The 25,007-nt window shown below is 72.3% G+C and carries 18 protein-coding genes; 7 read left to right on the top strand and 11 right to left on the bottom strand.

Translation table 11 applies throughout. The annotated features are described in order from the left end of the window. Positions 1-110: 110 nt before the first annotated feature. Together ACFFR3_RS26210 and ACFFR3_RS26205 are read left to right on the top strand one after the other, a co-directional pair. Positions 111-1,406, top strand: a complete 1,296-nt coding sequence (locus ACFFR3_RS26210) for an FAD-binding oxidoreductase (protein ID WP_379484000.1) — start codon at positions 111-113, stop codon at positions 1,404-1,406. 177 nt (positions 1,407-1,583) lie between these two features. Beyond that, positions 1,584-2,759 carry an epoxide hydrolase family protein gene (locus tag ACFFR3_RS26205; protein WP_379483999.1) on the top strand — a complete coding sequence of 392 codons (1,176 nt, stop codon included), beginning with the start codon at positions 1,584-1,586 and terminating at the stop codon, positions 2,757-2,759. Here ACFFR3_RS26205 and ACFFR3_RS26200 read toward each other — a convergent pair whose 3' ends face one another. The 4 genes from ACFFR3_RS26200 to ACFFR3_RS26185 all read right to left on the bottom strand — a co-directional run bounded on the left by ACFFR3_RS26200 (position 2,760) and on the right by ACFFR3_RS26185 (position 8,377). After that, on the bottom strand, positions 2,760-3,392 hold the full coding sequence (locus tag ACFFR3_RS26200) for a class I SAM-dependent methyltransferase (RefSeq protein ID WP_379483998.1): 633 nt from the start codon (positions 3,390-3,392) through the stop codon (positions 2,760-2,762). Between the two features lie 250 nt (positions 3,393-3,642). Beyond that, positions 3,643-5,919: a SulP family inorganic anion transporter gene (locus tag ACFFR3_RS26195; RefSeq protein WP_379483997.1), complete on the bottom strand. Its 2,277-nt coding sequence runs from the start codon at positions 5,917-5,919 to the stop codon at positions 3,643-3,645. A 78-nt stretch (positions 5,920-5,997) separates the two neighbouring features. Next, positions 5,998-7,644, bottom strand: coding sequence for a hypothetical protein (locus ACFFR3_RS26190; RefSeq protein ID WP_379483996.1), 1,647 nt, complete (start codon positions 7,642-7,644; stop codon positions 5,998-6,000). Positions 7,645-7,828: 184 nt separating this feature from the next. Continuing rightward, on the bottom strand, positions 7,829-8,377 hold the full coding sequence (locus ACFFR3_RS26185) for a YbhB/YbcL family Raf kinase inhibitor-like protein (protein ID WP_355413447.1): 549 nt from the start codon (positions 8,375-8,377) through the stop codon (positions 7,829-7,831). Positions 8,378-9,170: 793 nt separating this feature from the next. Between ACFFR3_RS26185 and ACFFR3_RS26180 the strand changes: the two genes are divergently transcribed. Together ACFFR3_RS26180 and ACFFR3_RS26175 are read left to right on the top strand one after the other, a co-directional pair. Continuing rightward, a complete protein-coding gene (locus ACFFR3_RS26180) occupies positions 9,171-9,692 on the top strand; it encodes a PH domain-containing protein (RefSeq protein WP_345387429.1) in 522 nt (173 codons plus the stop codon). Positions 9,693-9,973: 281 nt separating this feature from the next. Beyond that, the gene (locus tag ACFFR3_RS26175; protein ID WP_364363645.1) at positions 9,974-11,452 is read left to right on the top strand and encodes a PH domain-containing protein; all 1,479 of its coding nucleotides are present in this window, start codon (positions 9,974-9,976) and stop codon (positions 11,450-11,452) included. Between the two features lie 457 nt (positions 11,453-11,909). Here ACFFR3_RS26175 and sepH read toward each other — a convergent pair whose 3' ends face one another. The 5 genes from sepH to ACFFR3_RS26150 all read right to left on the bottom strand — a co-directional run bounded on the left by sepH (position 11,910) and on the right by ACFFR3_RS26150 (position 19,478). Further along, entirely contained in the window at positions 11,910-14,837 is a 2,928-nt protein-coding gene (gene sepH / locus ACFFR3_RS26170) for a septation protein SepH (protein WP_379483995.1), read from the bottom strand. Positions 14,838-14,994: 157 nt separating this feature from the next. Then, a complete protein-coding gene (locus ACFFR3_RS26165) occupies positions 14,995-15,942 on the bottom strand; it encodes a protease inhibitor I9 family protein (protein ID WP_379483994.1) in 948 nt (315 codons plus the stop codon). A gap of 192 nt (positions 15,943-16,134) precedes the next feature. Further along, positions 16,135-17,412, bottom strand: a complete 1,278-nt coding sequence (locus tag ACFFR3_RS26160) for a D-arabinono-1,4-lactone oxidase (RefSeq protein WP_379483993.1) — start codon at positions 17,410-17,412, stop codon at positions 16,135-16,137. 44 nt (positions 17,413-17,456) lie between these two features. Further along, positions 17,457-18,176: a polysaccharide deacetylase family protein gene (locus tag ACFFR3_RS26155; protein WP_345387415.1), complete on the bottom strand. Its 720-nt coding sequence runs from the start codon at positions 18,174-18,176 to the stop codon at positions 17,457-17,459. Between the two features lie 99 nt (positions 18,177-18,275). Beyond that, the gene (locus ACFFR3_RS26150; RefSeq protein WP_345387413.1) at positions 18,276-19,478 is read right to left on the bottom strand and encodes an MFS transporter; all 1,203 of its coding nucleotides are present in this window, start codon (positions 19,476-19,478) and stop codon (positions 18,276-18,278) included. Positions 19,479-19,577: 99 nt separating this feature from the next. Here ACFFR3_RS26150 and ACFFR3_RS26145 point away from each other — a divergent pair, with 99 nt between their 5' ends. Next, positions 19,578-20,774: a lytic transglycosylase domain-containing protein gene (locus ACFFR3_RS26145; RefSeq protein WP_345387410.1), complete on the top strand. Its 1,197-nt coding sequence runs from the start codon at positions 19,578-19,580 to the stop codon at positions 20,772-20,774. Here ACFFR3_RS26145 and ACFFR3_RS26140 read toward each other — a convergent pair. Continuing rightward, on the bottom strand, positions 20,765-21,715 hold the full coding sequence (locus ACFFR3_RS26140; RefSeq protein ID WP_364363663.1) for a ferrochelatase: 951 nt from the start codon (positions 21,713-21,715) through the stop codon (positions 20,765-20,767). The two genes, ACFFR3_RS26145 and ACFFR3_RS26140, sit on opposite strands and share 10 nt — an antisense overlap. Positions 21,716-21,726: 11 nt before the next feature. Here ACFFR3_RS26140 and ACFFR3_RS26135 point away from each other — a divergent pair, with 11 nt between their 5' ends. Then, a complete protein-coding gene (locus tag ACFFR3_RS26135; protein WP_379483992.1) occupies positions 21,727-23,748 on the top strand; it encodes an alpha/beta fold hydrolase in 2,022 nt (673 codons plus the stop codon). Next, positions 23,748-24,536, top strand: coding sequence for an inositol monophosphatase family protein (locus ACFFR3_RS26130; RefSeq protein ID WP_345387408.1), 789 nt, complete (start codon positions 23,748-23,750; stop codon positions 24,534-24,536). Before ACFFR3_RS26135 ends, ACFFR3_RS26130 begins: the two co-directional genes overlap by 1 nt. Before the next feature lie 52 nt (positions 24,537-24,588). Here the strand turns inward: ACFFR3_RS26130 and ACFFR3_RS26125 are convergent, their stop codons facing one another. Continuing rightward, on the bottom strand, positions 24,589-24,753 hold the full coding sequence (locus tag ACFFR3_RS26125; protein ID WP_165974805.1) for a hypothetical protein: 165 nt from the start codon (positions 24,751-24,753) through the stop codon (positions 24,589-24,591). Between the last annotated feature and the right edge of the window lie 254 nt (positions 24,754-25,007).

The raw sequence follows: 25,007 nt of genomic DNA, 5'->3' as shown, positions 1-25,007 counted from the left end.
TCCCCCGGTATGCCGGACCTCACTCTAGGGCACCTCAACTCGACCCCAGCTCGATCCCAGACGCGGTCCGGCACGGTGGAGCCGTCAACGATCACAAGGGGCGGGAAAGCATGAACATCAAGGACGAACTGCGCGGCAGGGTGCTCGTGGCGGGCGACGAGGGTTTCGACCTGGCGCGGCGGCCCTGGAACCTGGCGGTCGAGCAGCCCGTACGGGCCGTCGTGGAGGCGGCCGACGCCGACGACGTGGCGGCCCTGGTCCGGTACGCCCGCCTGACCGGGCTCACCGTCGCGACCCAGCCCAGCGGCCACGGAGCCAGTGGCAACACCGGCGAGGTGATCCTCCTGCGCACCGGCCGCCTCGACGAGCTCGACGTCCGCCCGGACGAGCGGATCGCCCGCGCGGGCGCCGGCGTCTCGTGGGGGCGCGTCCTGTCGGCGGCGAGCCCGTACGGACTCACCGGCCTGGCCGGCAGCAGCCCCGCGGTCACCGTCACCGGCTACACCCTCGGTGGCGGCCTCAGCTGGTTCGGCCGCAAGCACGGCTTCGCCGCCCAGAGCGTGCGCGCCTTCGAGGTCGTGAACGCCGACGGCGACCGTGCCAGGGTGACCGCCGAGAGCGACCCCGACCTGTTCTGGGCGCTGCGCGGCGGCGGCGGGGACTTCGCCGTCGTCACCGCGACCGAGTTCGCCCTGCACCCCGCGCCCACGCTGTACGGCGGGCGCCTGCTGTGGCCGGCCGCCAAGGCCCCGGTCGTCCTGGACGTCTACCGGCAGATCACCGGCACCGCCCCGGAGGAGCTGACCGTCTGGTACGAACTCCTGCACTTTCCCGGCGCCGCCCCGATGGTCGCGGTCGACGTGACCTTCCTCGGTGACGCCGGCGACGCGGAGACCCTGCTGCGCCCGCTGGAGAAGATCGGCGGCACGCTCTCCGACTCCCGCGCCGTGCTGCCGGTCGACCGCCTGGGCTCCATCACCGCCGAGCCCACCGACCCGGGCCCGGGCTGCTCGCGGGCCGAGCTCCTGACCGGCCTGAGCGATGAGGTGGCGGCCGCCCTGCTGGAACGCCCCATCGAACCGCTGCTCAGCGTCCAGGTCCGGCACCTCGGCGGCGCCCTCGCCCGCCCGTCCGGCACCGCCGCGGGTCACCTGGAGGAGCCGTTCGCGCTGTACCTGTTCGGCATCCCGGGGGCCGACGGCGGCGCCGCCGTACGCGACCGCATGCGGCAGATCACCGGCCCGCTCATCCCGCACACGACGGGCCGCAAGCCGTTCACCTTCCTCGCGCCGGGCGAACGCGCCGCCGCCGCCTTCACCCCGCAGACCCTGGACCGCCTCCGCGCCATCAAGCGCGCCCGCGACCCGCGCGGCACCTTCCGCGGCAACTTCCCCGTCCTGGGCTGACCACCACCGGCCGTCTCAAGAGGCGGCGTCCCTGGGCACGGCGACGGCGCACCGCTGCAGGGCGTTGACCCAGGAGGGAGAGCAGGCGCAGCAGCCGCGCCGAGGTTTCCAGCACGTTTCGCGGTCTGCCGGTCCATTAGGAAGGGACTGTGCCTGTTCGGTGTCTAGCTTGGTCTCATGAGCAACGACATCGTCCCGTTCCGGATCGACGTCCCCCAGGACGACCTCGACGACCTCCAGCAGCGGCTGGCACGCACCCGCTGGGCCGAGGAGCTGCCCCCGGACGACTCCGCTCCGGCCGGCCCGGTGCCGCCCGGCTGGGAGTACGGCGTCCCGGTCGGATACGTCAAGCAGCTGGTCGAGCACTGGCGCACGGACTACGACTGGCGTGCATGGGAGGCGAGGCTGAACGCGTACCCGCAGTTCACCACCGAGATCGACGGTCAGACCATCCACTTCCTGCACGTGCGCTCGCCGGAGCCGGACGCGACCCCGCTGATCCTGACCCACGGCTGGCCGGCCACGGTGGCCGAATGGCTGGAGGTGATCGGCCCGCTCACCGACCCCCGGGCCCACGGGGGCGACCCGGAGGACGCGTTCCACCTGGTCATCCCGTCGCTGCCGGGCTTCGGCTTCTCGGGCCCGACCAAGGAGCGTGGCTGGGACCGCTTTCGGGTGGCCCGTGCCTGGGCCGAGCTGATGCGCAGGCTCGGGTACGACCGCTACGGCGCGGCCGGCAACGACGTGGGCTCGCTCGTCTCGCCCGAGGTGGGCCGCACCGACCCGGAGCACGTCGTCGGCGTGCACGTCACGCAGGTCTTCTCCTTCCCCTCCGGCGACCCGGCCGAGATGGAGCAGCTCACCGAGGACGAGCGCGGCAAGCTCGACTTCGCCAAGTGGTTCACCGAGAACAGGGGCGCCTACGACAAGCTGCAGTCCACCGAGCCGCAGACCCTCGCGCACGCCCTGGCCGACTCGCCCGCCGGCCTGCTGGGCTGGCACGCCCAGCTCCTCGGCCCGCTCGACCCCGACGTCGTGCTCACCCACGTGATGATCTACTGGCTGACCAACACCGCCGCCTCAGCCGCCCGGCTCTACTACGAGGACGCGGCGACCGCCTCCGCCACCCAGAAGACGAACGGCCGGGGCACCAGCGTGCCGGAGCCGACGACGGTGCCGCTCGGCCTGGCCAACTTCGCCTGGGACTACCAGTCGATCAGGACGTTCGCCCAGCGCGACCACAAGAACATCGTCTCCTGGAACGTCTACGACCGGGGCAGCCACTTCGCCGCCCAGGACGCGCCCGACCTCCTCGTGAACGACATGCGGCGGTTCTTCGGCAAGCTGCGCTGATCAGCCCTTGAAGACGGCGGTGCCGAGGACATGGGTCAGGGGCGGGATCGGGGGCTGCGGGGCGAAGGGGAAGCGGTCGATCTCCGTCACCTCGAAGCCCGCCCGTACGATCTCCGCCACCGTGTCCCTGTTCGGGTGGCACCCGCCCGCCGCCCGGCGCCAGGCCGGGGTGAGCAGGTCCTGCAGCAGGCCGGTGGCGCGGCGCGGGGAGCGTACGTGCTCGTAGAAGTGCAGCCGCCCGCCGGGGGCGAGCACGCGTGCGATCTCCGCCAGCGCCCGGCTCTGCGCGGGCACCGAGCACAACACCAGCGACACGACCGCCGCGTCCATCGTGCCGTCGCCGGCCGGAAGCGCGTCGGCGTGACCTGGCACCACCGACACGGGCACCGGCGCCGACCTGGCCTGCGCGACCGCGTGGGCGCGCAGCGTGTCGTCCGGCTCCACCGCCAGCACCTCCGTGACGGACGGCGGGTAGTGGGGGAAGTTGCGGCCGTTGCCGGCGCCGATCTCGATCACCCGGCCGTGCAGGCCCGCCAGCAGGCGGTGGCGGTGCGCGTACGCGCCGCGCCGGTCGGCGAGCTCGGACGCCCGTACGTACGCCTGCGCGAAACGGGGATGCTGGAACGCGGTCATCCCTCCAGCATGCCCCGCCAGGAGCGACGAGGGGCGACGAGGGGCGGAGGTGATCGTCCCGAACATCGCGCCACCGTCGGCACCCCGCCGCGACGAACCGCGACAGGGCGTGGCGAACGAGGCACCTCCGCCCCTCCGGCCCCTGGGAGCCAGGACCGGCGTCACGAGGAACGCCGTGGGCAGACGCCGTGGGCAGACGCCGTGGGCAGACGCCGTGGGCAGACGGCCGAACCTCGCTGGCACCGCGACCTTAACCGCGCGCGCCGCGCCCGGTCTGCGGAGGATTACCCAGAACGCGGCGATCGGCGGTCATCACCCGGCGGGCGGGCATGCCGACGTACGGGGTGGCGGGCCGCAGCGGCGGCACCATGTGCACGCGGGCCGAGCCGATGTCGAAGTACAGCCCGACCAGCTCCAGCTTGCCCGCCCTGACCAGCTCGTCCACCTTCCGGTACGTCCGCAGGTTCTCCAGTTGCTGCTGCACGTTCACCCGGCACAGCACGTCCAGCGCCCCGCTGTGCAGCCGGTCGCCTTCGAGCTCGATGAACGTGGCCAGGCTGTGGTGCCCGTGCCGCAGCCACCGGCGCAGCCCCGGCAGGCTGCCCGCCTGCACGCCGCCGCTCAGCACCCCCGCCATGGCCCCGCACCCCGAATGCCCGCACACCGTGATGGTCCGGACGTTCAGCACCTGCGTGGCGTACTCGATGGCGGCCACCACCGAGTCGTCGTGCGGCTCGGCGCCCCTGCGGGGGACGAGGTTGCCGATGTTGCGCACGGTGAACAGGTCGCCGGGGCCGCTCGCGGTGATCAGGCTGGGCACGATCCTGGAGTCGGCGCAGGTGATGAACAGGTGCGACGGCTGCTGCTTGCGGGCCAGCTCGGTGAAGATCGGGCGCACGAGCGGCGCCGTACGGCGGTGGTATTCGCGCGCGCCCGCGGTGAGCTGGCACTCGGCCCCCACGCTGTCAGGCGGCTCGGCGGGGGCGCGGCGCCGGTGCGCCCACGGCAGCCACGACCGGTCGGGCGCCTTCAGCGGCGACTTCTTCGGCAGCGTACGTCCCCCGCTCGCGGCCAGCGTGTACCACTCGTCATGCAGCTCGTCGATGTCCACCGTGCCGCCCGTGCGCTCGTGGTCGAGCCGCCAGGAGTGCAGGGCCTCGAAGGCCGCGTTGTCCATGAAGTCGATGTTCAGGTCGAGGTCCACGTGGGCGCCGGTGGGCACGGCCCGCAGCTCGTGGGTCAGCCGCGGCACGCCGAGGAACGTCAGCGACCCCGAGATCGTCACCCGCAGCCGGCCCTCGCGGTCCTCCCGCTTGAGCACGGTCACCATGGTGAGGCGGCGCAGCGCCAGCAGCGCGGCCAGCGCCAGCCCGGCCAGCACGCCCTCGGCCAGCCCGAGCAGGATGACCGCGACCATCGTCACGACGTACACCGGCACCTCGCCGTGCCCGTGCACCTTCTTGATGTGGCCCAGGTTCACCATCTGCACGCCGATGAAGACCAGCAGCGCCGCCAGCGCCTCCAGCGGGATCAGCGTGATCGTCCAGCCGAAGCCGAACGCGAACACCAGCACCCACACCCCGTGCAGAATCGCCGACCACCGGGTACGCGCGCCCGCCTGCACGTTCGCGCTGCTGCGCACGATCACCCCGGCGACCGGCAGCCCGCCGAGCGCGCCGGTGACCATGTTGGCCACGCCCTGGCCGGTCAGCTCCTGGTCGAGGTCGGCCCTGCGGCCGGTGTGCAGGCCGTCCACGGCCACGCAGCACAGCAGCGACTCGCAGCCCGCGAGCAGCGCCACCAGCAGCACCGCGGCCACCACCAGGTGCCAGTCGCCCTGCGGCAGCACGGGGAAGGCCCACTCCGTCACGCTGTCGGACAGGTCGACGCGCGTCACGTCCCAGCCGAACGCCCACGTGGTGACCGCCGCCGCGAACAACGCCGCCAGCGGCGCCGGCACCACCTTGACCGGCTTGGGCAGCCGCGTCCACAGCGCCAGCACCAGGATCGTCAGCACGCCGACGGCGACCTTGTGCCCGTGCAGGTTCGCGATCTGGCCGGGCAGCTCCACCAGGTTGGCCACCGCCGAGCGCTGGGAGCTGCCGCCGAGCACGATGTGCAGCTGGGCGAGCGCGATGATCACGCCTACGGCGGCCAGCATGCCGTGGATGACGGCCGGCGAGACCATCAGCGCGGCCCTGGCCGCCTTGAACACCCCGAGCACGAGCTGAACGGCCCCCGCCAGCAGGGTGATCATGCAGGTGGCCCGCCAGCCGTAGGTGTGCACGAGATCCACGACCACCAGCGACAGGCCCGCGGCGGGGCCGCTCACCTGCACCGCCGAGCCGCCCAGGGAGCCCGCCACGACGCCGCCGACCACGGCGGCGATCAGCCCGGCGACGAGAGGCGCTCCCGAGGCCATCGCGATGCCCAGGGAGAGGGGCACCGCGACGAGGAAAACCACGAGCGAGGCCGGCACGTCATATCGGAGGGTGCTCAGCCAGCTACTCTTCGTGTCGCGGAACATGGAGCAAACCCTATTGCTCCGTCTCCCCCGCTTTAGGGGGGCGTCACGCTGGTTTTACGGATTAATGGGTACGAAAGATCATCTGTAATAGTCGTGCGGAAGGTCCTGCTCGGGGGCCGACCTGCGGTGGCTGCCGCGGCCGCCCTCCTTCTCCTGGCCGCCGCCGTACGCGGGCCAGCCGCCCTCAGGCGCCGGAGGCTCCGGCCAGGACGCCGCCGGGCTGGTGGTGATGTCACCCGTTTCGTACGCACCCACCGCGAACGGGGACGCCGGCTGCGCCGGAGGCGGCGTGGGAGCCGAGAGCACGTCGTAGTTGGAGACCGCCCGGCCCGGCACGGTCGGGGTGCCCGTGGCGGGGGAGGGGCTCGTGAGCGGGTCGGAGTCGTCGGCCACGGCGTAGCCGGAGCGCACCTCGTAGGAGGTGGGGTAGGACGAGCGCGCGGCGGGCTGCTCGAACGCCGGCCAGGAGCTGGCCCCGCCGTAGGGGGTGTCGCTCGGCGCCGGGTCGTCGAGGATGTCGGGCGAGGCGGCGGGCCACGAGCCGGACGTGCTGCCGGGCCGCGCGGTGCTGCCGTAGGAGGGGTCGAGCGGGTCGGGCGTGCCGCCGTGCGTGCCCCCGTAGGCGGGGAACGGGTCGCTCGTCGGGGCGCCGTGGATCGGCGCGGCGGGAGCGGCCGGGAAGCTGCCGCTGGAGGTGGGGCTGACCGCGGGGAACGAGCCGCTGCCGGTCGCCGCGGGGGTGGCGGGATAGGAGCCGCTCGCCGACCCCGCGCCGTAGCCGCCGCCCGTGGCGGGGTAGTTGGAGGAGACGCCGCTGGAGGCCACCGGGGCGGGCCTCGCGGTGGACCTCGGGGCGGGCCTTGTGGCGGGGCTCGTGGCGGGGCTCGTGGCGGGCTCGGGAGGCGTGGGGGCCGGCACCGGCTGGGCGCCGGGGGCGAGGATGCTCATCACATCGGCGGTCGGCGCCGCGAACGTCACCGTGCGCTGGTCGGCCAGCTCGGACTGCGAGGGTTTGGCCCGCTTCTGCGGCTCCACGAGGTCGGCGAGGTTGGCGGCGGCGGCGGGCTGGCGCTGAGGGAGCGGGGCCTGCACGGTGGCCGCGTTGGGGTCGACGGAGGCGGCGGGCTGCGGCTTGGCAGGACGCCGCTTGGCGGGGCGCTCACCGGACCGCTCGGCGGGACGTCCGGAGGAACGTCCGCCGGGCCGCGCTGCGGGCCGATCAGTGGGCCGGTCGGTGGGCCGGTCAGTGGGCCGGTCGGCTTGGGCGGCGGGACGCTGCTGCTCGCGCTCGGCGGGACGCTCACGCTCGGACGGGCGCTCGACAGGACGGGAGGCGGCCTTCCTGGCGGCGACGGTGCCACCCGCACCGAACCCGCCCTCCTCCGCGTCACTGCGGATGCTGGCCCAAAACTCCTCGTCATCGTCGTCGTTGGTGGGGTTGCCCCACTCGTCGACGCCACGACGGCCACGCTGACCGGTGCGGACCGGCTTGGGTTTCGGCTCGTCTATGGGGCTGAAATCAGGGCTGAAGTTGGCCATCCGCGGCTCATGCTTCGCGAACTCGTCCGTCGAACGAGTCTGGGTCTGCTCCTCTTTCTCGGCCATCTCCTTCAGCCGTTCCGGAGGAAGCGAGCTCTCCCTGCGGTTCATCGAACGCATGCCCAGTGCCACGACGACGAGCACGAGGAGCACGACAGCGACCAAGCTCACTACGACCGCGATCATTGCACCACCCTCAAAGCCATGGCCTCCCTCTGGCACCGATGAGATCGCGCGGCCATCGACGCGATCTGCCCCCTTTGATCACCAGTGCCTAACGATTGGATCTGATTGTGTCGGACCACTATGAGAGTTGTCACACCCTACGTGAAGAATTGGTACACCGGCACCACATGCCGTGTTCGGGTGTTCACTCGATGTTCACCGCCGTGAGCCGCCCCCGGGCGATGGTCTGGTTCGCGATCTGCTTCAAGATCTGCGGGAGCTCCGAGCCTTCGGCGCTCTCGACCTTGTCGTCCAGCGTGTAGACGGTGAACCGATAGCTTGCCTTCTCCTCACAGGGCGGCTCGTAGCCGGCCCGCCCGCTGGTCACCGTCGCCTGACCGGAGCCCTCAGGCGGGTCGGCGGCGGCGTTGGGGCCGAGCTCGGTCGTGGTCGCCGGGATGTTGTAGATCACCCAGTGGACGGCCGAATCGGACCCCGTGTGGCTGTCGGCCACGATCGCGATCGACTTCGCCTCGGACAGCGGCTGGCTCGACCAGCGCAGCGGCGGGCTGCCCTGGTCGCCGTGACAGGAGTATTCGCGCGGCAGCGGTTTGCCCTCGCGCAGCTCAGGACTCGTGACGTTGATCTCCGCGATGTCCTTCGCCTGTGATCTGCCGATGAAACCGAGACTGCCGCAACCTGACAAGGCGAACGCGACACCCACCGCCGTCACAGTGGCGGTGACGCGTCGCACGCGTGATGCCGTGTTACACAGCCCCATGCCGGACGATGCTACGCGGGTCTCGGCGGTGCGCAGACCGTTTCTCGATGGTCCGTGGTCGGTAAAGGATCCGAAAACAGCCAGAATGACGGCATCCGGGTAGTGAAGTTGACCACATGAACGGGGCATGAGGAGGTCTCGCGGGGCTCCGTCTCACGGACCGATACAGCCTTGCTACCTGCGAGTTCATCGCGTAGGGGGGCGATGGGGAGGTCCTCCGGCCAACCGCCCGAAAACGGACATAGGTTTCGGACCGGGCGTTCAGCAGAAAACCAGGTGTGCCAGCTCGCACAGCAGGGTAGCGGAACCGCTCCGGTGCGCAATCACCGGGGCTCCGTCTCCGGGCCTCTGTCTACGGGGCTCCGTCTCCGGGCCTCTGTCTACGGGGCTCCGTCTCCGCGGACGGCGGCTGCGGGGCTTCCCGCGGTGGGGGCGTCTCCGCGGACGGCGGCTGCCACGTTGCGTGAGGCGATCGCGCAATGGTGCGGTCACGCGCTTGCCGGGCCTGGCTGGCACGAACGTGGCGCCGCCGACGTGGCCAAGCTCGACAGCCTGCGGTTGGCCGCCACCGAGCATGGCACCGCACCCGGCGGCCCTACGACCCGACACGCCGTGCCGCACCGGGGATCTTAACCACCCGCCCCGGGACCTCCCCGGTCCGGCGGATGAGCGAGACGGGATGGTAGGCCCGGATATAGGGTGAGGCGGTGGATTCGTACCGCAGGTGAACTGATCGCCTGCCCGGTTCGCACCCTAAGCTGGGCTTGTGACGTCAACAGGCCCGCTGCGCGATCCGGCGAACCGCGTCTCGCCCAAGGCGATCAGGTTGTGGCTCCTCGAATCGTTGATCGCGTTCGCGTTCTTCATGGGCGGTGCGCTGCTGGTGTCCACCTGGGTGGGCGGGAGCGGGTGGTCATGGGTGCCCGATTGGTTCGCTGAACACTCGTGGCTGCTGCCCGTGGCGGTCCTCGTCGTGGTGCTGCCGTTCCTGGTGGCCGAGCCGTTCGTACGGTACGCCGTGCACCGCTGGGAGCTGTCAGGCGACGTCGTCTATGCCAGATCGGGGTTCCTGACCAGGGAGTGGGTGTTCGTGCCCGTGAGCCGCATCCAGACGGTCGACAAGGGGCAAGGCTGGTTCGAGCGCATGCTCGGCCTGGCCACCCTTGAGATCCGTACGGCCTCCCACGCCGGCTCCTCCACCATCAAGGGCCTCGACTTCCACGTGGCGGCGGGCCTGGCCGAGCAGCTCGCGCACCGCGCCGAGCAACTTCGGGACGACGCCACATGACCGGCCCCCACCCCGGCACCCCGGACCACCCGCCATCCGACGACGACCGCGAGGCCCCGGACGGGGGCTCGCAGAGTCCGGTGCCGCCGCCTCAGGGGCCGGTGCCGCCGCCTCCGGAGATGGGGGTCCCTCATCCGCCCGGCGGTCAGCCGATGCCGCCTACTGGCGGTCAGCCGGTGCCGCCTCCTGGAGCGGGTGGGGAGCGGGGGCCGTGGGAAGGGCCCGGGGGGCCGTACCCCTACCCCCAGCCGGGGCGGGCGCCGCAGCGGCTCAGTCCCAAGGTGCTGCTGATCGACCCCGTACGCATGCTGCCCTCCCTCCTCCTCCCTTTGGTGGGCGTGCTGTTCGTGGGCGGCTTCTCGGCCAGGTCGTACGGCTTCGCGGCGGTGGGAGTCGTCGCCGCCGTGGTGTACGCAGTGGTCCGCTGGGCGACGTTCACGTACGAGATCGTCGGCGACCGCCTGGAGACCAAGCAGTCGCTGATCAGCCGCTCGATCAGGACCATCCCCCTGGAACGCATCCGCGGCGTCGACGTCTCCACCCCGCCCATGCACCGGCTGCTCGGCCTCGCCGTGCTCAAGATCGACACGGGGGCGAGCGGCGACGAGGAGGAGGCCAAGCTCGCCGGCGTCACCCTCGACGAGGCCGAACGCCTCAAAGCCGTCCTCCTCCGCCGCACGTCCGCACCGGCGACCCCCGGCGCCCAGGCCTATGAGCCGGCCCAGCCCGCCGAACGCACGATCTTCGCCGTACCCAGGAAGTGGCTGCTGTACGGGCCTTTGTCCGGCGCGTACCTCCTCACCCCCTTCGCCTTCGCCGGCGGTGCCGTGGGGCTGGCGTTCCAGTGGGGCGACGAGCTGGGCTTCGGCCGGGACGCCGCCTGGAACGCCGGGCAGTGGCTCTGGGACCACCCGTACCTGTTGCTCGTGGTCGCGGTGCTGCTCGTGCTGGCGATGCCGTTCGCGGGCGGGGTCATGTACGCCGTCTTCAACTGGAACTTCCGCCTCAAGCGCCGCGACGGCTACCTGGTGGCCGAGCGCGGGCTGATCAACCGGCGCAGCGTGTCGCTGGAGTTCCAGCGCGTACGCGGCTACGAGATCGTCGACGGCCTCGCCGAACGCTGGGCCGGGGTCGTCCGCGCGTGGGCGATCGTGACGGGGCTCGGCGACTCGGAGACGCGGGGGCAGCTCCTGCCCGACGTACCGCGTAACGTCGCCTTCCAGGTCACCGGCGACGCGATCGGCCCTTACCGGGGCGAGCTGCGTCCCCACCCGCCCGTGGCCCGGCAGCGGCGGCTGTTCCGCGCGATCGCCCCCTGGGCGGCGGCGGCCCTGGTGAGCGCGGTCGGCGTGTGGGTTCTCGGGACGATGATCTGGTGGATGCTCCTCATCGTTACCCTGCTGCTCGCCGCCGGCGGCGTCCCGCTCGGCCTCGACCGGTACGCCTCGCTCGGCCACGGCTACGACGGCCGCCGGCTCTCCGTACGGTCAGGGTCGCTCCGGCGCGCACAGGCCGTGGTCGAACGCCGCGCCGTGGTGGGCTGGCGACTCCGCCAGACCTGGTTCCAGCGGCGCGCCGGGGTGCTCACGCTGATCGCCGGCGTGGGCGCGGGCAAGGGCGGCTACTCGGCCATGGACGTCTCGATGACGCAGGCCGTCGACCTCTCCACCGAAGTGACCCCAGAATGGCTCGCCCCCTTCCTCAACCAGAGCGCTGACGAGGATGGGACGGCGGGAGGCGATCCCCTCCGCCGCTCCTGATCCCACCCCCGGCATCGAGGTGATGCCGTGAGCGGTCGGCATGCGCAGGATTCGGACACGCCGGGACGATGCGGGGCTGGGGGCGGAGGTTCGAGCGGGGATGGCCGGCGTCCGGCGGTGGTCATCGCGCGCGATGGTCCGGGCGGCAGGAGGATGGGCGGCGGTGCCCTGAGGCGGGCCGGACATGGTGCGGGTGCCTTCGCTCGCAGCAGCGTTCCGCTTCAGACGTGTCCACGCGCGGGCGCGTTCGCGTGCCGCTGCGCTGTGGCGCCGACGGTCTCGGGTGCGCGAGCGCCTGGACACCGGGCTCGGGCACCGACGTTGTCCGGGTGATGCCGTGGCCACGTGGGCGTTGGCCGGGTGGTGCGTTGTTGGTCCGGGTTCTGGCTTGTGCGGGTGGTGCTGGGTTTGGGTGGGTTGGCCGTGGAGGGGTTTTCCCTGGCCTGGTGCGGAGCGGTCAGTCCTGGCGGCGGGCGCCGAACATGATCTCGTCCCACGTCGGAACGGACGCGCGGCGGCCCCTCGAACCCTTGCGTCGGCCCGAAGCGGGCTTCGGCGCGGGCACCGGGACGGCGGGCTCCTCCTTGCCGTCGTCCTTGCCCGCCCGTGCGGCCGGGACCGCAGGAGGGGCGGGCTTGGGCTTGGGCGCCGGACGCGGCTTCGGCTCCTGGACGGGCTCCGCGGCCTTCTTCCCACGATCGGCGTCCTGCTGCTCGGCCACGGCCGCCGGCTCCTGGGTCTTCTCCGGCTCGGGAGCGGCCGCCTTCTCGGACGGCTCGGGAGCGGCCGACTTCTCGGGCGCGGCAGGCTCGTCCGCGCTGGAGGTCTGCTCGGCGCCGGTGGCCTGGCTCGCGGACGCCGCCTGGCTCGCGGGTGTGGGCCGGCTCGCGGCGGTCGCCTCGACGGTGCTCGGCGCCTCGCCCGTGTTCGCGGGCTGTGCGTCGGTGGGCTCGGCCGACGTGGGCTGGGCGGTCGGCGCCTGCTCGGCGGCGGGCGTCGGCTCCTGGCCGGCGGTGGGCTGAGCCGTCGGCTCCTGTACGGAAGCGGCGGCGGGCTCAGGCGAGGAAACGTCGGCGGGCGTGTCTACGGTGACCGCCTTCTCCGCCTCGGAGGTGATGGACTCGGCCTGCGGAGCGGCGTCGTCTTGTGCCGCAGCGGCCTGGGTGCCGGCAGCAGAGACGTCGGCGGCCTCGGCCTGGGTCGCTGGGGCATCCCCAGCCGCGGCCGGGGCCGCTGGTGCATCGGTGGGCGCGGCCTGAGTAGCCGGGGCACCGGTGGGCACGGGCTGGGTCGCTGGTGCGTCGGCGGCCACGGCTTGGACCACCGGAGCGTCGGCGGCCACGGCCTGGGCAACCGGAGCGTCGTTGGGCGCGGCCTGGGTCGCCGGAGCGTCGGTGGGTGCGGCCTGGGTGTCGGGCGTCTCGGCCTGGGGCTGGCCAGCGGGCACGGTCGGCGTCGTCTCTGCCGCCTGCGCCGGTGTGGCCTCGCGGGCGGCTTCCGCGGGCGCCGACGACTCGGCGGGCGCGGAGACCTCCGGAGTCTTGGGCTCGGCTGCTGGCGAGACGGCCTCGGTCTTGGGCTCGCCTGCCTCGGAGGCCGCGCTTCCGGGCGACGCAGAGGTGGCCGCAGCGGCGGTTGCGGCAGCGTCGGCGGTGGCCTGGACCTGGGGCTGGGGCTCAGTGGCGGTGGTGGCCTGGGACTCAGCGGTTGTGCTGGCCGCGGGCTCAGCGGCGGTGGTGGCCTGAGGCTCAGTGGCGGTGCTGGCCGGGGTGTCAGTGGCGGTGGCGGCCTGGGGCGCAGTGGTGGTGGTCGGCTCGGCGGTCGCGGTCGCGGTGACGGGCTCGGGCTTGGTCGGCTCGGTCGCCGTGGCAGCGGCGTCCGTGGTGGCCTGGGGCTGCTCGGATGCGGGGGTGGTGGCCTCGGGTGAGGGTGCCGCCATTTCCTGAGCGGGCGTGAGTGCTTCGGCGGCGGTCGCCGGGGATGCGGCGGGTGCCGGCTGCTGGACGGCGGGCGTCGCGTCGGCAGCCGGCTGCGTGGTGATGGGCTGCTGTGCGAGGTGCTCGGCGGCGGGCGCAGGGGCCTGGGGCCGGGGCTGGGTGGCCTGCTCAGGAGACGCGGTGGTGGCGGAGGCGCTCTGTGGCGTGTCAGCGGGCCGGCTCTGGGGCGCGGCGGAGTCACGGCCCCCCGGACCGGTGGGCTCGGTGACAGGTGCGTGATCGGCCGGGCGAATGAGCTGGGTGGCGCCTGAGGTGTGGTCGGCCGGGCGGGTGGGCTCGGCGGTGACCGGGGTGCGGTCGGCCGGGGCGTAGATCGCGGACTCGGGGTCGCGGCCGGAGCTGAAGTCGGGCAGCCATGGCGAAGACCCGCCGCGGCGGGTCGGGTCGCCGGGGCGGGTGTAGCCGGTCTCGCGGCCCGGTTCGGGCCGCGGCTGCTCGTGCGTGGGCGGGTGGAACGGCTCGCGGGCGGCCGGTTCCTGCCGCGCGGGATCGCGCGTCAGCGGGTCGAAGGGGGCGGGGCGGCGTTCGTCGCGGGTGGACGTGTCCGAGGCCGCGGGCGGTCCGGCCGGCGCGGGCGGGTCGAAGAAGTCGTCGTCGTGGGAGGAGTCGCGGGTGCCGCGCGACGACGGGTACGCGCCGTCGCCGCTGCGGCCGGCCGGCTCGTAGCCCACGGCCGGCTCCTCCGGCTCGCGGCGTACCACGGACGGGAACGGCAGCGTCTCGGAGGAGAGCGGCGGCACCGGCTGGAGCTTGGCCACGCGCGGCGCGAACGGCGTCACCGTGGTGTCCTCGACCACCGGCGGCTCGGGGTCGAAGTCGGCGGCGGACAGGCGGAGCGCCTCGTCGTCGTGCGGGGTGACGTGGCGCTTGCGCGGGTCGAAGAGCCACTCGGCGTGGCGGGTGTGACCGTTCCAGACGTAGCCGAGCTTGACGCGCCAGAGGCCGTCGTCGCGCTTGGCGCTGTCCCAGTCGATCTCGTCGGTGGGCACGCCACGCCTGGTGAGGCGCTCGGCCACGAGGTCGCCGAGCGTGGGCCCTGGCGCTGACTCTCCCGGCATGCGTACGGCGACGCGCTGCGCCTGCTGGGCGACGTATTCCCGCTCTTGGAGCACCGGCCCCTCGAACCAGCGGACACGCTCGACCGGGATCCCGGCGGTCGCGGCTATCTCCTCCGCCGTCTCTCCGGCGCGGATGCGGGCCTGGATCTCCTTGGGGCGCAACGGACTCTCCACTTCGATCTCGTACTGGCCGAGACGGGAGAAGTTGCCGCGGACGGCAGCACGGAGCCGGTCGTCCACGGGAAGCGTGAAGCGCGTCCCTCGCCCGGCAGTAGCCAGCACGAGGTAGGTGCCGTCCTCACTCACCGCGACGAGTCGGAGCTCCTGCATGCGAGTCCCTTCGTCAGCGTCGCCATTCTTCCCCCGGACCCTTGAGTCTCTCGCGTGTGCCGGTTGCCTGCCAGCACCGTACCCGGCATGTCCGAACATCGCCTTCCTGGGATAGCCCATGGGCGATGTGACGCCGGTCACATTGGAGTCCATACCTCTAGAGCCCGCCATCGCGCATGAGGAGGTTATGTGGCCGCGACGGGTTCTGGCGAATCGCGCCCCGCGCCGTCGAGCAGCCGAGCCGGTCGGCCAGGGCGGCCGGTCCCGAATTGGGGTGAAGTGCCAGGTGGCGGGCGGCGATTCCTGCCAGATACGGCGCGCGGGCGGAGAAGGCGAGTCCCTCGGCGGTGACGTGGCAGGCGCCCCCGTCGGCGGTCCCCACGACGAACATCCCCGAGCGCGACAGCGACCCGGCGGCCCTGGCCAGGGCGGGGGAGTCGGCGCCGTCGATGGCCAGCGCGGTCACGGAGGGGCCCCGGGCGTGCCGGTGTATCCAGTCGAGCCCGGCCAGGACGTCCGACAGCGTCCCCGTGCCGGCGCACCCGAGGACGCGTACGGACGCGATGCCCGCCTCGGGCGCGGCGCGGTGGGCGCGGGACGCGACGCGGGTGCCGTGACCGCGGCAGTCGCGCCCGGTGCCGCCGGTGGCGTCGAAGGCCCGCCAGGCCAGGTCGTCGAACCGGTCGCGGCGGACCTTGACCCCGCTGTCCACGACGTACACGGTGGTGCCGTCACCCTTGGCTCCGGCCGGGGCGCGGCGGCTGGGTTCGCGGGTGGCCATGGCGTGGATCTCGCGGTCGGGCTCGATCGTCTGGACGCGCGGGTCGGCGCGCAGCTCGGCCAGTTCGGCGGGCGTGAGGAAGGTCGCGAGGCCGGGCAGCGCCGAGGTGTAGTAGCGGCGTACTCGCCAGCGCACCTCCCCGACGAGGTCGCGCGCGGCCGCGCGGTCGCGGGCCGTGACGACGTAGGGGCGGGCGGGCTCCTGCGGCGTGTCGCGCAGGGCGAGGCCGGAGGCGGGCGTCATGGCCAAGGGGACGGCGGTCGTGGCAGCCGTTGCCACAGCCGCGGCGAGGTACACGGAGGGCAGGCCGAGTCGTCGGGGCACGAGTTACAAGGGTGCCTGTCACGCAGGTCGCACGAACACCGGGACACGCACTCACGTCTATTCACGAGAAAGCTCTTTACCGAACGCATGGTGTGAGGAAGCACTGATCGGGGGGATGGGCGGCGATCGGCCGGAGGCCGAGCCGAGCCTGCCGGCGGTGACGTGACGGAGGAGCCGCTCGGTTGCGGCGGGTCAGCCCAGGACGGTGTCCAGGTAGGCGTTGGCGAACAACCGGCCGGGGTCCAGGCGGTCGCGCAGCGCGACGAAGTCGGCGAACCGCGGGTACGCCTTGGCCAGGTACGCGGCGTCCCGCGTGTGCAGTTTGCCCCAGTGCGGCCGCCCGCCGAGGCGGGTCATGATCTCCTCGACGCCCGCGAAGTACGCCGGGTTCGGCGTCGGCCGGTAGACGTGGCAGGCGACGTAGGCCGTGGCGCGCCCGTACGCGGTGGACAGCCACGCGTCGCTGGGCGGCGTCACCCGCACCTCGACGGGGAAGGTGATCTTCCAGTTCATCCGCTCGATCAGGTCGCGCACCTCGCGCAGCGCCTGGGCCAGCCGCTCGCGCGGGACGGCGTACTCCATCTCCAGGAAGCGCACGTCGCGCCGCGCCGTGAACTGCTTGTACGACAGGTCCACCGACGACGACTCCCCGAGCGCGGAGGCGCTGACGGCGTTGATGTGCGGGATGAGCGCGGGCAGCCGGGCGCCGAGCGCGCAGGCGGCGCCGAAGACGGTGTTCTCCAGGAAGACGGTCTCCAGCCAGCGCCGGGCGGGGGAGGGCGGCCGGGGCGGCCCCGGGCTGCGGTTGTTGGTCTTGACCAGGCAGGCGTCGGTGTGCGGCAGCCAGAAGAAGTCGAGGTGCTCGTTGGCGGAGGTCAGCTCGTCGAGCGAGCCGAGCATCTCGCTGAGCGCGAGTTTGCGCCGCCGGTTGCGCAGCAGGAACGCGGGTTCGACGCGGAAGGTGACGGTGGTCAGGACGCCGAGCGCGCCGAGGCCCACGCGGGCGGCGTCGAAGAGGTCGTCGCCGGGGGAGGCCGTGGTCAGGGTGCCGTCGGCGAGCACCATCTCCAGCTCGGCGATCTGGTCGGCGAGCCCGCCGCTGTCGCGTCCCGTGCCGTGGGTCCCGGTCTGTACGGCGCCCGCGACGGTCTGCTCGGTGATGTCGCCCATGTTGGCCAGGGCCAGGCCGCGCTCGGCGAGCAGTTCGTTCAGCACGCGTAAGGGGGTGCCGGCCTGGACGGTCACCCGGTCGTCGGCCAGCGAGACGATGCCGGTGAGCGCGTCCGGCCTGAGCATGATGCCGTCGGTGAGGGCCACTCCGGTGAAGGAGTGGCCCGTCCCGACCATGCGTACGCGGCGGCCGGAGCCGGCGGCGTCGCGCACGGCGCGTACGACGTCGCCGGCGCGGGCCGGTACGCGGATCTCGGCCGGGGTGCCCGTCTGATTGCGCGCCCAGTTGACGAAGGCCACGAGCACCCTCCAGCGAAAGTCGTCCGGTTAAACGCGAACGATACTCATCTCTCCCAGCCTTCGGGAACGGGGAAGATGTCGCCGGGCTCCAGTTTCTGGTCCTTGATCACGTCGGAGACCGTGACCAGGTGGTAGCCCTTGTTCTTCAGGGTCTTGATCAGCGCCGGCATGCCGTCCACGGTCTGCTTCACCCAGTCGTGCATGAGGATGATGCCGTTCGGCTTGGCCACGGCCAGCGTCTGCTTCTGGATGGCCTTGACGTTCTTGGAGCTCCAGTCGGCGGAGCCCGCGGTCCACAGGATCATCGGCATGCCGAACTCGATGGCGACGTCGGAGACCTGGATGTCGGCCAGCCCGTACGGCGGGCGCAGCAGCTTCGGCTCGACGCCCGCGGCCTTCTTCACCGCGTCCTGCGTCTTCTTGATCTCGTTACGGATCGTCGCCGCGTCGCTCTTGGTGAAGTCGGGGTGGCTGTAGCTGTGGTTGCCGAGCTCGTGGCCCTCGGCGACCATGCGCTTGACGAACTGGGGGCGGCTCTTCACGTACTGGCCCTCAAGGAAGAACGTCGCCTTGGCGTCGTACTTCTTGAGCGTGTCGAGCAGCGTGCCCGCGTACTTGCCCGGTCCGTCGTCGAACGTCAGCGCCAGGCACTTCACCTGGGAGCAGTCAACGGGAGCCGCCTTCTTCTTGGCGGCCGTGGACTTGGCGCCCTGGGCGGGAGCGGGGGTCGCCTCGGCGATGGCCGCCGCCGGGGCAAGGGTCACGCAAACAGCCGCGATTGCTAGAAGTGAACTGATGTGTCGGGACATGACTAGTGCTTCCAGTGTGTTGGGTGTTGCGAGGGATCTCCCGACCGTAGCGGATCAACTCTCGGAGGGTGAAGCAGCCTCGGGAAGTCTCAGCAAACCCGAACCTCCGACACCGACGATCACCGCCACGACGGCCGCGGCCACGGAGAAGCCGTACGCGGCGGAGGCGCCGTACGACTCGGTGAGCCGCCCGCCCGCCCACGCGCCCGCCGCCACGCCGAACCCGATGGCCGTCGAGATCCACGCCATGCCCTCGGTGAGCAGTGACGGCGGCACCAGCCGCTCGGTGAGCGAGAAGCTGGTGATGAGCGTGGGGGAGATGGCGAAGCCGGCGAGGAACAGAGCGGCGGCCATGAGCCAGGCGTGGTCGATGAAGATGATCGGCACCAGGCCCACCACGAACAGCGCGAGCGCCCGTACGAACCTGGCCCGCAGCGAGATCCGCCAGTGCCGCGAGCCGAACCACAGGCCCGACACCATCGACCCGCCCGCGAACGCCGCCAGCAGGAACCCCGCGGCGCCCTTCACGCCGTGCTCCTCGGCGAACGCCACCGTGATCAGGTCCACCGAGCCGAAGATCGCGCCCAGCGCGAGGGCGACGCCGGCCAGCACCGCCACGCCGGGGATGAGGATCGGCGACCCCGACGACGACCTGATCTCCTGCACGGGCGGCTCGGTGCCGCGCTGCCCGGCCAGCGCGAGCGAGCCGCCCAGCATGCACACCAGCGCCACGATGAGCCCGGCGTAGGGGTTCACGGCGGTCGCGAGCACCGTGACCAGCGCGGGCCCGGTGACGAAGACCACCTCGTCGATCACCGACTCGAACGCGAACGCGGTGTGCAGCCGCCCGGAACCGCCGTGGATGACCGACCAGCGGGCCCGCACCATCGAGCCGAGCGACAGCGACGTGGCCCCGACGATCAGGCCGGAGGCGTAGTACGTCCAGTCGGGGAGCCCGGAGCCGGCGAAGACCATGAGCGCGGCCAGCGCGAGCGCGTTCACCACCGCGAACGGCGGGATCACCCGGCTCTGGCCGAACCGGTCCACCAGCCGCCCGGACAGGGGAGCGGCCACGGCGAAGGCGAGGTTGGTGGTCGCGGCGACCGCGCCGGCCGTGGCGTACGACTCGGTGAGCGTGGAGATCAGCAGGATCACGCCGATGCCGAGCATCGACATCGGCATCCGGCCGATGAGCCCGGCCAGGACGAAAGCCGCCGCTCCGGGCCTTTCGAACAGTCCCCGGTAAGGCCCGACCACGCTGTTTCCCCCTTACGTGAGCTTGAGCGGGCTAACCATTGCGCACCGTATGTCCGGATGGCAAGTGATTTCGCGCAGGGGTGAGTTAACGTGTCCCGAGTGTCCGGTCTTCCCAGCTTCCGCGCGGTCATGCTCATGGTCGCCGCTGTGCTCGTGGTCACCGCCGCGGCCGGAGGCGTCGTGGTCGTCCTGGGTGAGGATCTGGTCGGCACCGCCCAGGAGCAGCCCGTACGCAGGTTCCGCCCGCAACAGTCGCCCCAGCAGTCGCCCCAGCAGTCGCCCGCCCCGCGCCTCGACGAGATGGTGCCCACCGCCGAGCCGGTCAAGGACTTCGGTGAGGGCGGCCCCAGCATCACCGTCACGCCGCCGCGCGTGCTCGCCGTCGCGGCCGGCACCGTGCCCAAGCAGACCAGGTTCCGGCTGGGCGAGCTGGCCCACGTGCAGAAGGTCGCCGTGGTGGACGCCGGCGCCGTCAAGGTGTCGGGCACGTCGCTGAACCTGCTGGCCGTGGACCCGGCCGAGTTCCGCTCCTGGACCCCGCGGCCCGTCGCCGACCAGCCCGCCGTGTGGAGCGCGCTGACCAGGGGCGAGCTGGTGGCCGACGCGGACGCGATGAAGAAGTTCGGCATGATCCTGGGCGCCGTCTACCAGGTGGACGGCGGGCCCAGGCTGCGCGTCGCCGCCTCCGCCTCGCTCGGGCTGCACGGCGTGGACGGGCTCATCAGCGCCGACCTCGGCAGGTCGCTGGGGTTCGCGCAGGGCGTCGCCGTGCTGCTGCACGGCAAGGAGGGCAAGATCAGCCAGACGGGCGTGAAGAAGCTGCTCGGCAAGCGCAGCCAGGTCGTCGTGCTCGACGCCGCCGCCCGCACGCCCAAGCGGCGGCAGCCGCCCGCGCAGCAGCAGGTCACCGTCGGCCGGCCGAGCAGCTATCTGGAGCTCTACAAGGCCGCCGCCACCCGCTGCCCCGGGCTGTCCTGGACGGTGCTCGCCGCCATCGGGCAGGTGGAGAGCGGGCACGGCCGCAACAACGGGCCGTCGAGCGCGGGCGCGCTCGGGCCCATGCAGTTCATGCCCGCCACCTGGAAGCACTACGGCGTGGACGGCGACGGCGACGGCAAGAAGGACATCTGGAGCCCGTACGACGCCGTGCCCGGCGCGGCGAACTACCTGTGCGCCAACAAGGCCGGGCAGGGCGGCGAGCGGCTGCGTAAGGCGATCTGGTTCTACAACCACTCGTGGGACTACGTGAACAAGGTGATGTCGATCGCCGACGCCTACGCGAAGGCCTACGCCTGAGGCCGCCGGCGCGGGGGCGGGCAGCAGGTCAGCGGGCAGGGGACGGGTTCGGGCTCGTCCATCAGCTCGCGCACCATCCGCACGAACGCCGGATGCGTGCCCGCCGTCGCCGCCCGCTCCATCGGCAGCTCCAGCTCGGCGGCCACCTGCCTGGCCTCGGTGTCGAGGTCGTAGACGACCTCCATGTGGTCGGAGACGAACCCGATCGGCACCAGCACGACCGAGCGCGCGTCGGTCTTGCGGAGATGGTCGCAGACGTCGGGCTCCAGCCACGGCACCTGCGGCGGCCCGCTGCGCGACTGCCACACCAGGTCCCACGGCTCGGTGCGGCCCAGCGCCCGGCTCACCAGCTCGGCGCTCCTGCGCAGCTGCGCCTCGTAGAGGCCGCCCTCGGGGCCCGCGGTCTCGGCCATGGACGTGGGGATGCTGTGGGCGGTGAACACCAGCCTGGCGTCGTCGCGGCCGAGCCGCTCGAGGGCCGCCCTGGTGTGGTCGGCCATCGCGGTCACGAACCCGGGGTGCTCGCCGTAGTGGCGCATCTTGACCAGCTCGGGGCCGTCCTCGACGGAGATCCGGTCGATGTCCTCGTAGTATTGGCGGCAGCTCGAGTAGCCGGCGAACGCCGACGTGGCGAACACCGCGGCCTTGCGCACCCCGTCGGCCTTCATCTGGCGCACGGTGTCCTCGCCAAACGGGTGCCAGTTGCGGTTGCCCCAATAGACCGGCACCCCGGCGACCGGGCGCAGCGCCTCGACCAGGTCGCGGTTCTGCTGGTTGATCGGGCTGACCCCGCCGAAGCCCTGGTAGTGCTCGGCCACTTCGAGCAGCCGCTCGCGCGGCACGCCACGGCCGCGCACGACGTTCTCCAGGAACGGCATCACGTCGTCGGGACCCTCGGGGCCGCCGAACGAGAGGACCAGCAAGGCGTCGTAAATTCCCACGTGACAACCCTATGCGGGGATGTCGGCGGTCCTCGCCGCGAGGTAGGTTCGGTCGGGTGAGCGCATTCAACGACATACGCGACTATGTGGCCATCCCCCGAGTTCTCTCGCTCAAGCTGTCCCCCGACGGGTCCAGGCTGATCTCCGCCGTGCAGTCTCTGAACCCCGACGGCAAGTCGTACGGCACCGCGCTCTGGGCGATTCCCGTGGACGGCGAGCCGTACCGGCTGACCCGCTCGGCCAAGGGCGAATCGGCCGCCGTCTTCACCGCGGCCGGAGACGTGCTGTTCACCTCCGCCCGCCCCGACCCGACCGTCAAGGACGCCACCGACGAGGTGCCCGCCCTGTGGCTGCTGCCGCGCGCCGGCGGCGAGGCCCGCCAGGTGGCGAGCAGGGCCGGCGGCATCGGCGCCGTGCGCACGGCGGGCGACGTGGTGGTCTTCTCCGCCGACGTGCTCGACGGCGAGGAGTCGGCCGACGCCGACAAGCGCAAGGCCCGCAAGGACGCCGGGATCAGCGCCATCCTGCACGAGCAGTTCCCGGTCCGCTACTGGGACCACGACCTTGGCCCGGGCCGGCCCCGGCTGTTCGCCGCGCGGCTCGGCGCCGACCGGCTGGAGGACGTCCGCGACCTGACGCCCGACGCCGGCGACGCGCTGCGGCAGGGCACGTTCGAGCTGACCCCCGACGGCGCCTCAGTGATCACCACGTGGCAGGTCTACCTGCCCAAGGGTGAGTCGCGTACGGACCTGGTGGTCATCGACGTGGCCACCGGCGAACGCCGCGTGCTGCTCAGCGAGGACGGCCACGACTTCGGCGGCTCGCTGGCCGTCTCGCCCGACGGCACCCGGCTGGCCTGCGCCCGCGACCGCAGGACCGGCTACGACGTCTCCGCGCGCAGCACGCTGTGGATCGCCGACCTCGCCACCGGGCAGGGCCGCGAGTACGCGCCCGACGCGTTCCCCACCGACGTCCAGTGGGCCCCCGACTCCTCGGCCGTCTACCTGGTCGCCGACCACCAGGGCCGCCGCCCGGTCTTCCGCGTCCCGCTCGACGGCGAGGTCACCAGGCTCACCGGGGACGACGCCGCGTACCTGCACGTCAACCCGTCACCCGACGGCCGCTTCGTCTACGCCCTGCACAGCGGCGTCGCACTCGCCCCCGGGCCGGCCAGGATCGACGCCGTCACCGGCGAGGTCACCGACCTGCCGTCGCCCGCACCGCGCCCCGAGGTGCCCGGCACGCTCGCCGAGGTCACCGCCACCGCCGACGACGGCGCCACCGTCCGCGGCTGGCTCGCCGTGCCCGAGACCGCCTCCGCCGCCGACCCGGCCCCGCTCGTGCTGTTCGTGCACGGCGGCCCGCTCGGCTCCTGGAACGACTGGCAGTGGCGCTGGCAGTCGTGGATCCTCGCTCAGCAGGGCTATGCGGTGCTCATGCCCGACCCGTGCATGTCCACCGGCTACGGCCAGGAGATGATCGACCGCGGCTGGGGCAACTGGGGCCCGCGCACCCAGGCCGACCTCGACGCGATCGTGGACGCCACCCTGGAGAGGGACGACATCGACGCCGAGCGCACGGCCGCGATGGGCGGCTCGTACGGCGGCTACATGGCCAACTGGCTCGCCGGCCACACCGACCGCTACAAGGCCATCGTCACCCACGCCTCGCTGTGGAACCTCGACCAGTTCGCCGGCACCACCGACGCCGCGATGTACTGGCAGCGCGAGTTCGGCGAGCCGGGCGGCGAGCGCTACCAGCTGCTGTCGCCGCACAACTCCGTCGACGAGATCACCACCCCGATGCTCGTCATCCACGGCGACAAGGACTACCGGGTGCCGATCGGGGAGGCGCTGCGGCTGTGGTGGGACCTGCGCCGCACGGAGGTCGACGCGAAGTTCCTGTACTTCCCGGACGAGAACCACTGGATCCTCAAGCCCGGCAACATCGTCGCCTGGTACGAGACCGTGCTCGCCTTCCTCGGCCACCATGTGCTCGGCCAGGAGTGGAAGCGCCCGGAGTCGGTGGCCTGATGACGGACTTCCTGAGGCTCGCCGAGGACATCGCCCGCGAGGCCGGCGACATGCTGCTCGCCAAGCGGCCCACGATGTCCCGCGAGATCGAGACCAAGTCAAGCCCCACCGACGTGGTCACCACCTTGGACAAGGCGTCGGAGGCGCTCATCCGCGAGCGCATCCTGGCCGCCAGGCCCGACGACCGCATCCTCGGCGAGGAGCAGGGCGAGGCGCCGGGCGAGGGCGACGTGCGCTGGATCGTCGACCCGATCGACGGCACCGTCAACTTCCTGTACGGCCTGCCCGACTGGGCGGTGTCGATCGCCGTCGAGGTGGCGGGCAAGGTCGTGGCCGGCGTCGTCAACGTGCCGCAGCGCGGCGAGGTCTACACCGCGGCGCTAGGCGAGGGCTCATGGCTCGGCGCCGAGCGGCTGCGCTGCAACACCGGCGTGCCGCTGTCGCAGGCGCTGGTCGCCACCGGGTTCGGCTACGCCAAGGCACGCCGCGAGAGCCAGGGCGAGGTCGTGGCCAAGGTGCTGCCGCGGGTGCGCGACATCCGGCGCGGCGGCTCGTGCGCCATCGACATCTGCTCGCTGGCGGCGGGCCGGGTCGACGCCTACTACGAGCGCGGCGTCAACCAGTGGGACTTCGCGGCGGCCGGGCTGGTGGCCACCGAGTCGGGCGCCAGGCTCGGCGGGCTGCACGGCCGGCCGGTCAGCTCGGAGTTCGCGCTGTGCGCGGCTCCCGGCCTGTTCGAGGAGCTGCACGACCTCCTTGTGTCACTGGATCCGCTGCGCGGAGCCTGAGTGCGTCAGGTGCGAAACGGCCGGAGCGTGGCTCCGGCCGTTTGGCGTCTCGCTAGCGGGGCAACGGTATGCCGTGATCGTCGGCCAGGCGGCGCAGGTCCTCGATCTCGGCGGTGAGGGTGTCGGCGAGGTAGTCGTCGCCGACGCTGCGGGCCTCCCGCAGGCCCTTGTAAGCCTGGTCGAGGCGGTGTTCGATCGTGGTCGTGAACTCGCCCATCTCACCTACTCTCCGGGGGTTCGATCCGTCCAAGGGCGAAGTCTCCCCATTGCCGGATGAAGCCTGGGCAATGGGTGTCCCGACGGCATACCCCGGCTTGTCGCCCTCCGAAACATGAATTTCGCCAAGCCTCGGTAAGCCGCGCCCGCCCGGGGGCCTCCGGCCGGTCCCAGGTGGCCGGAACATGCCTTACCGTGCGCTTATCGAGGTTGTGGCCAGAATGAGTGACCAGAATCGGAGAGAGGTGTACCGGG

It is taken from the genome of Nonomuraea salmonea, assembly GCF_042428605.1.
Taxonomy (GTDB): Bacteria; Actinomycetota; Actinomycetes; order Streptosporangiales; family Streptosporangiaceae; genus Nonomuraea; species Nonomuraea salmonea.
The sequence above is the reverse complement of the archived record's forward strand: the minus strand, read 5'-3'. Positions and strand labels throughout refer to the sequence as shown.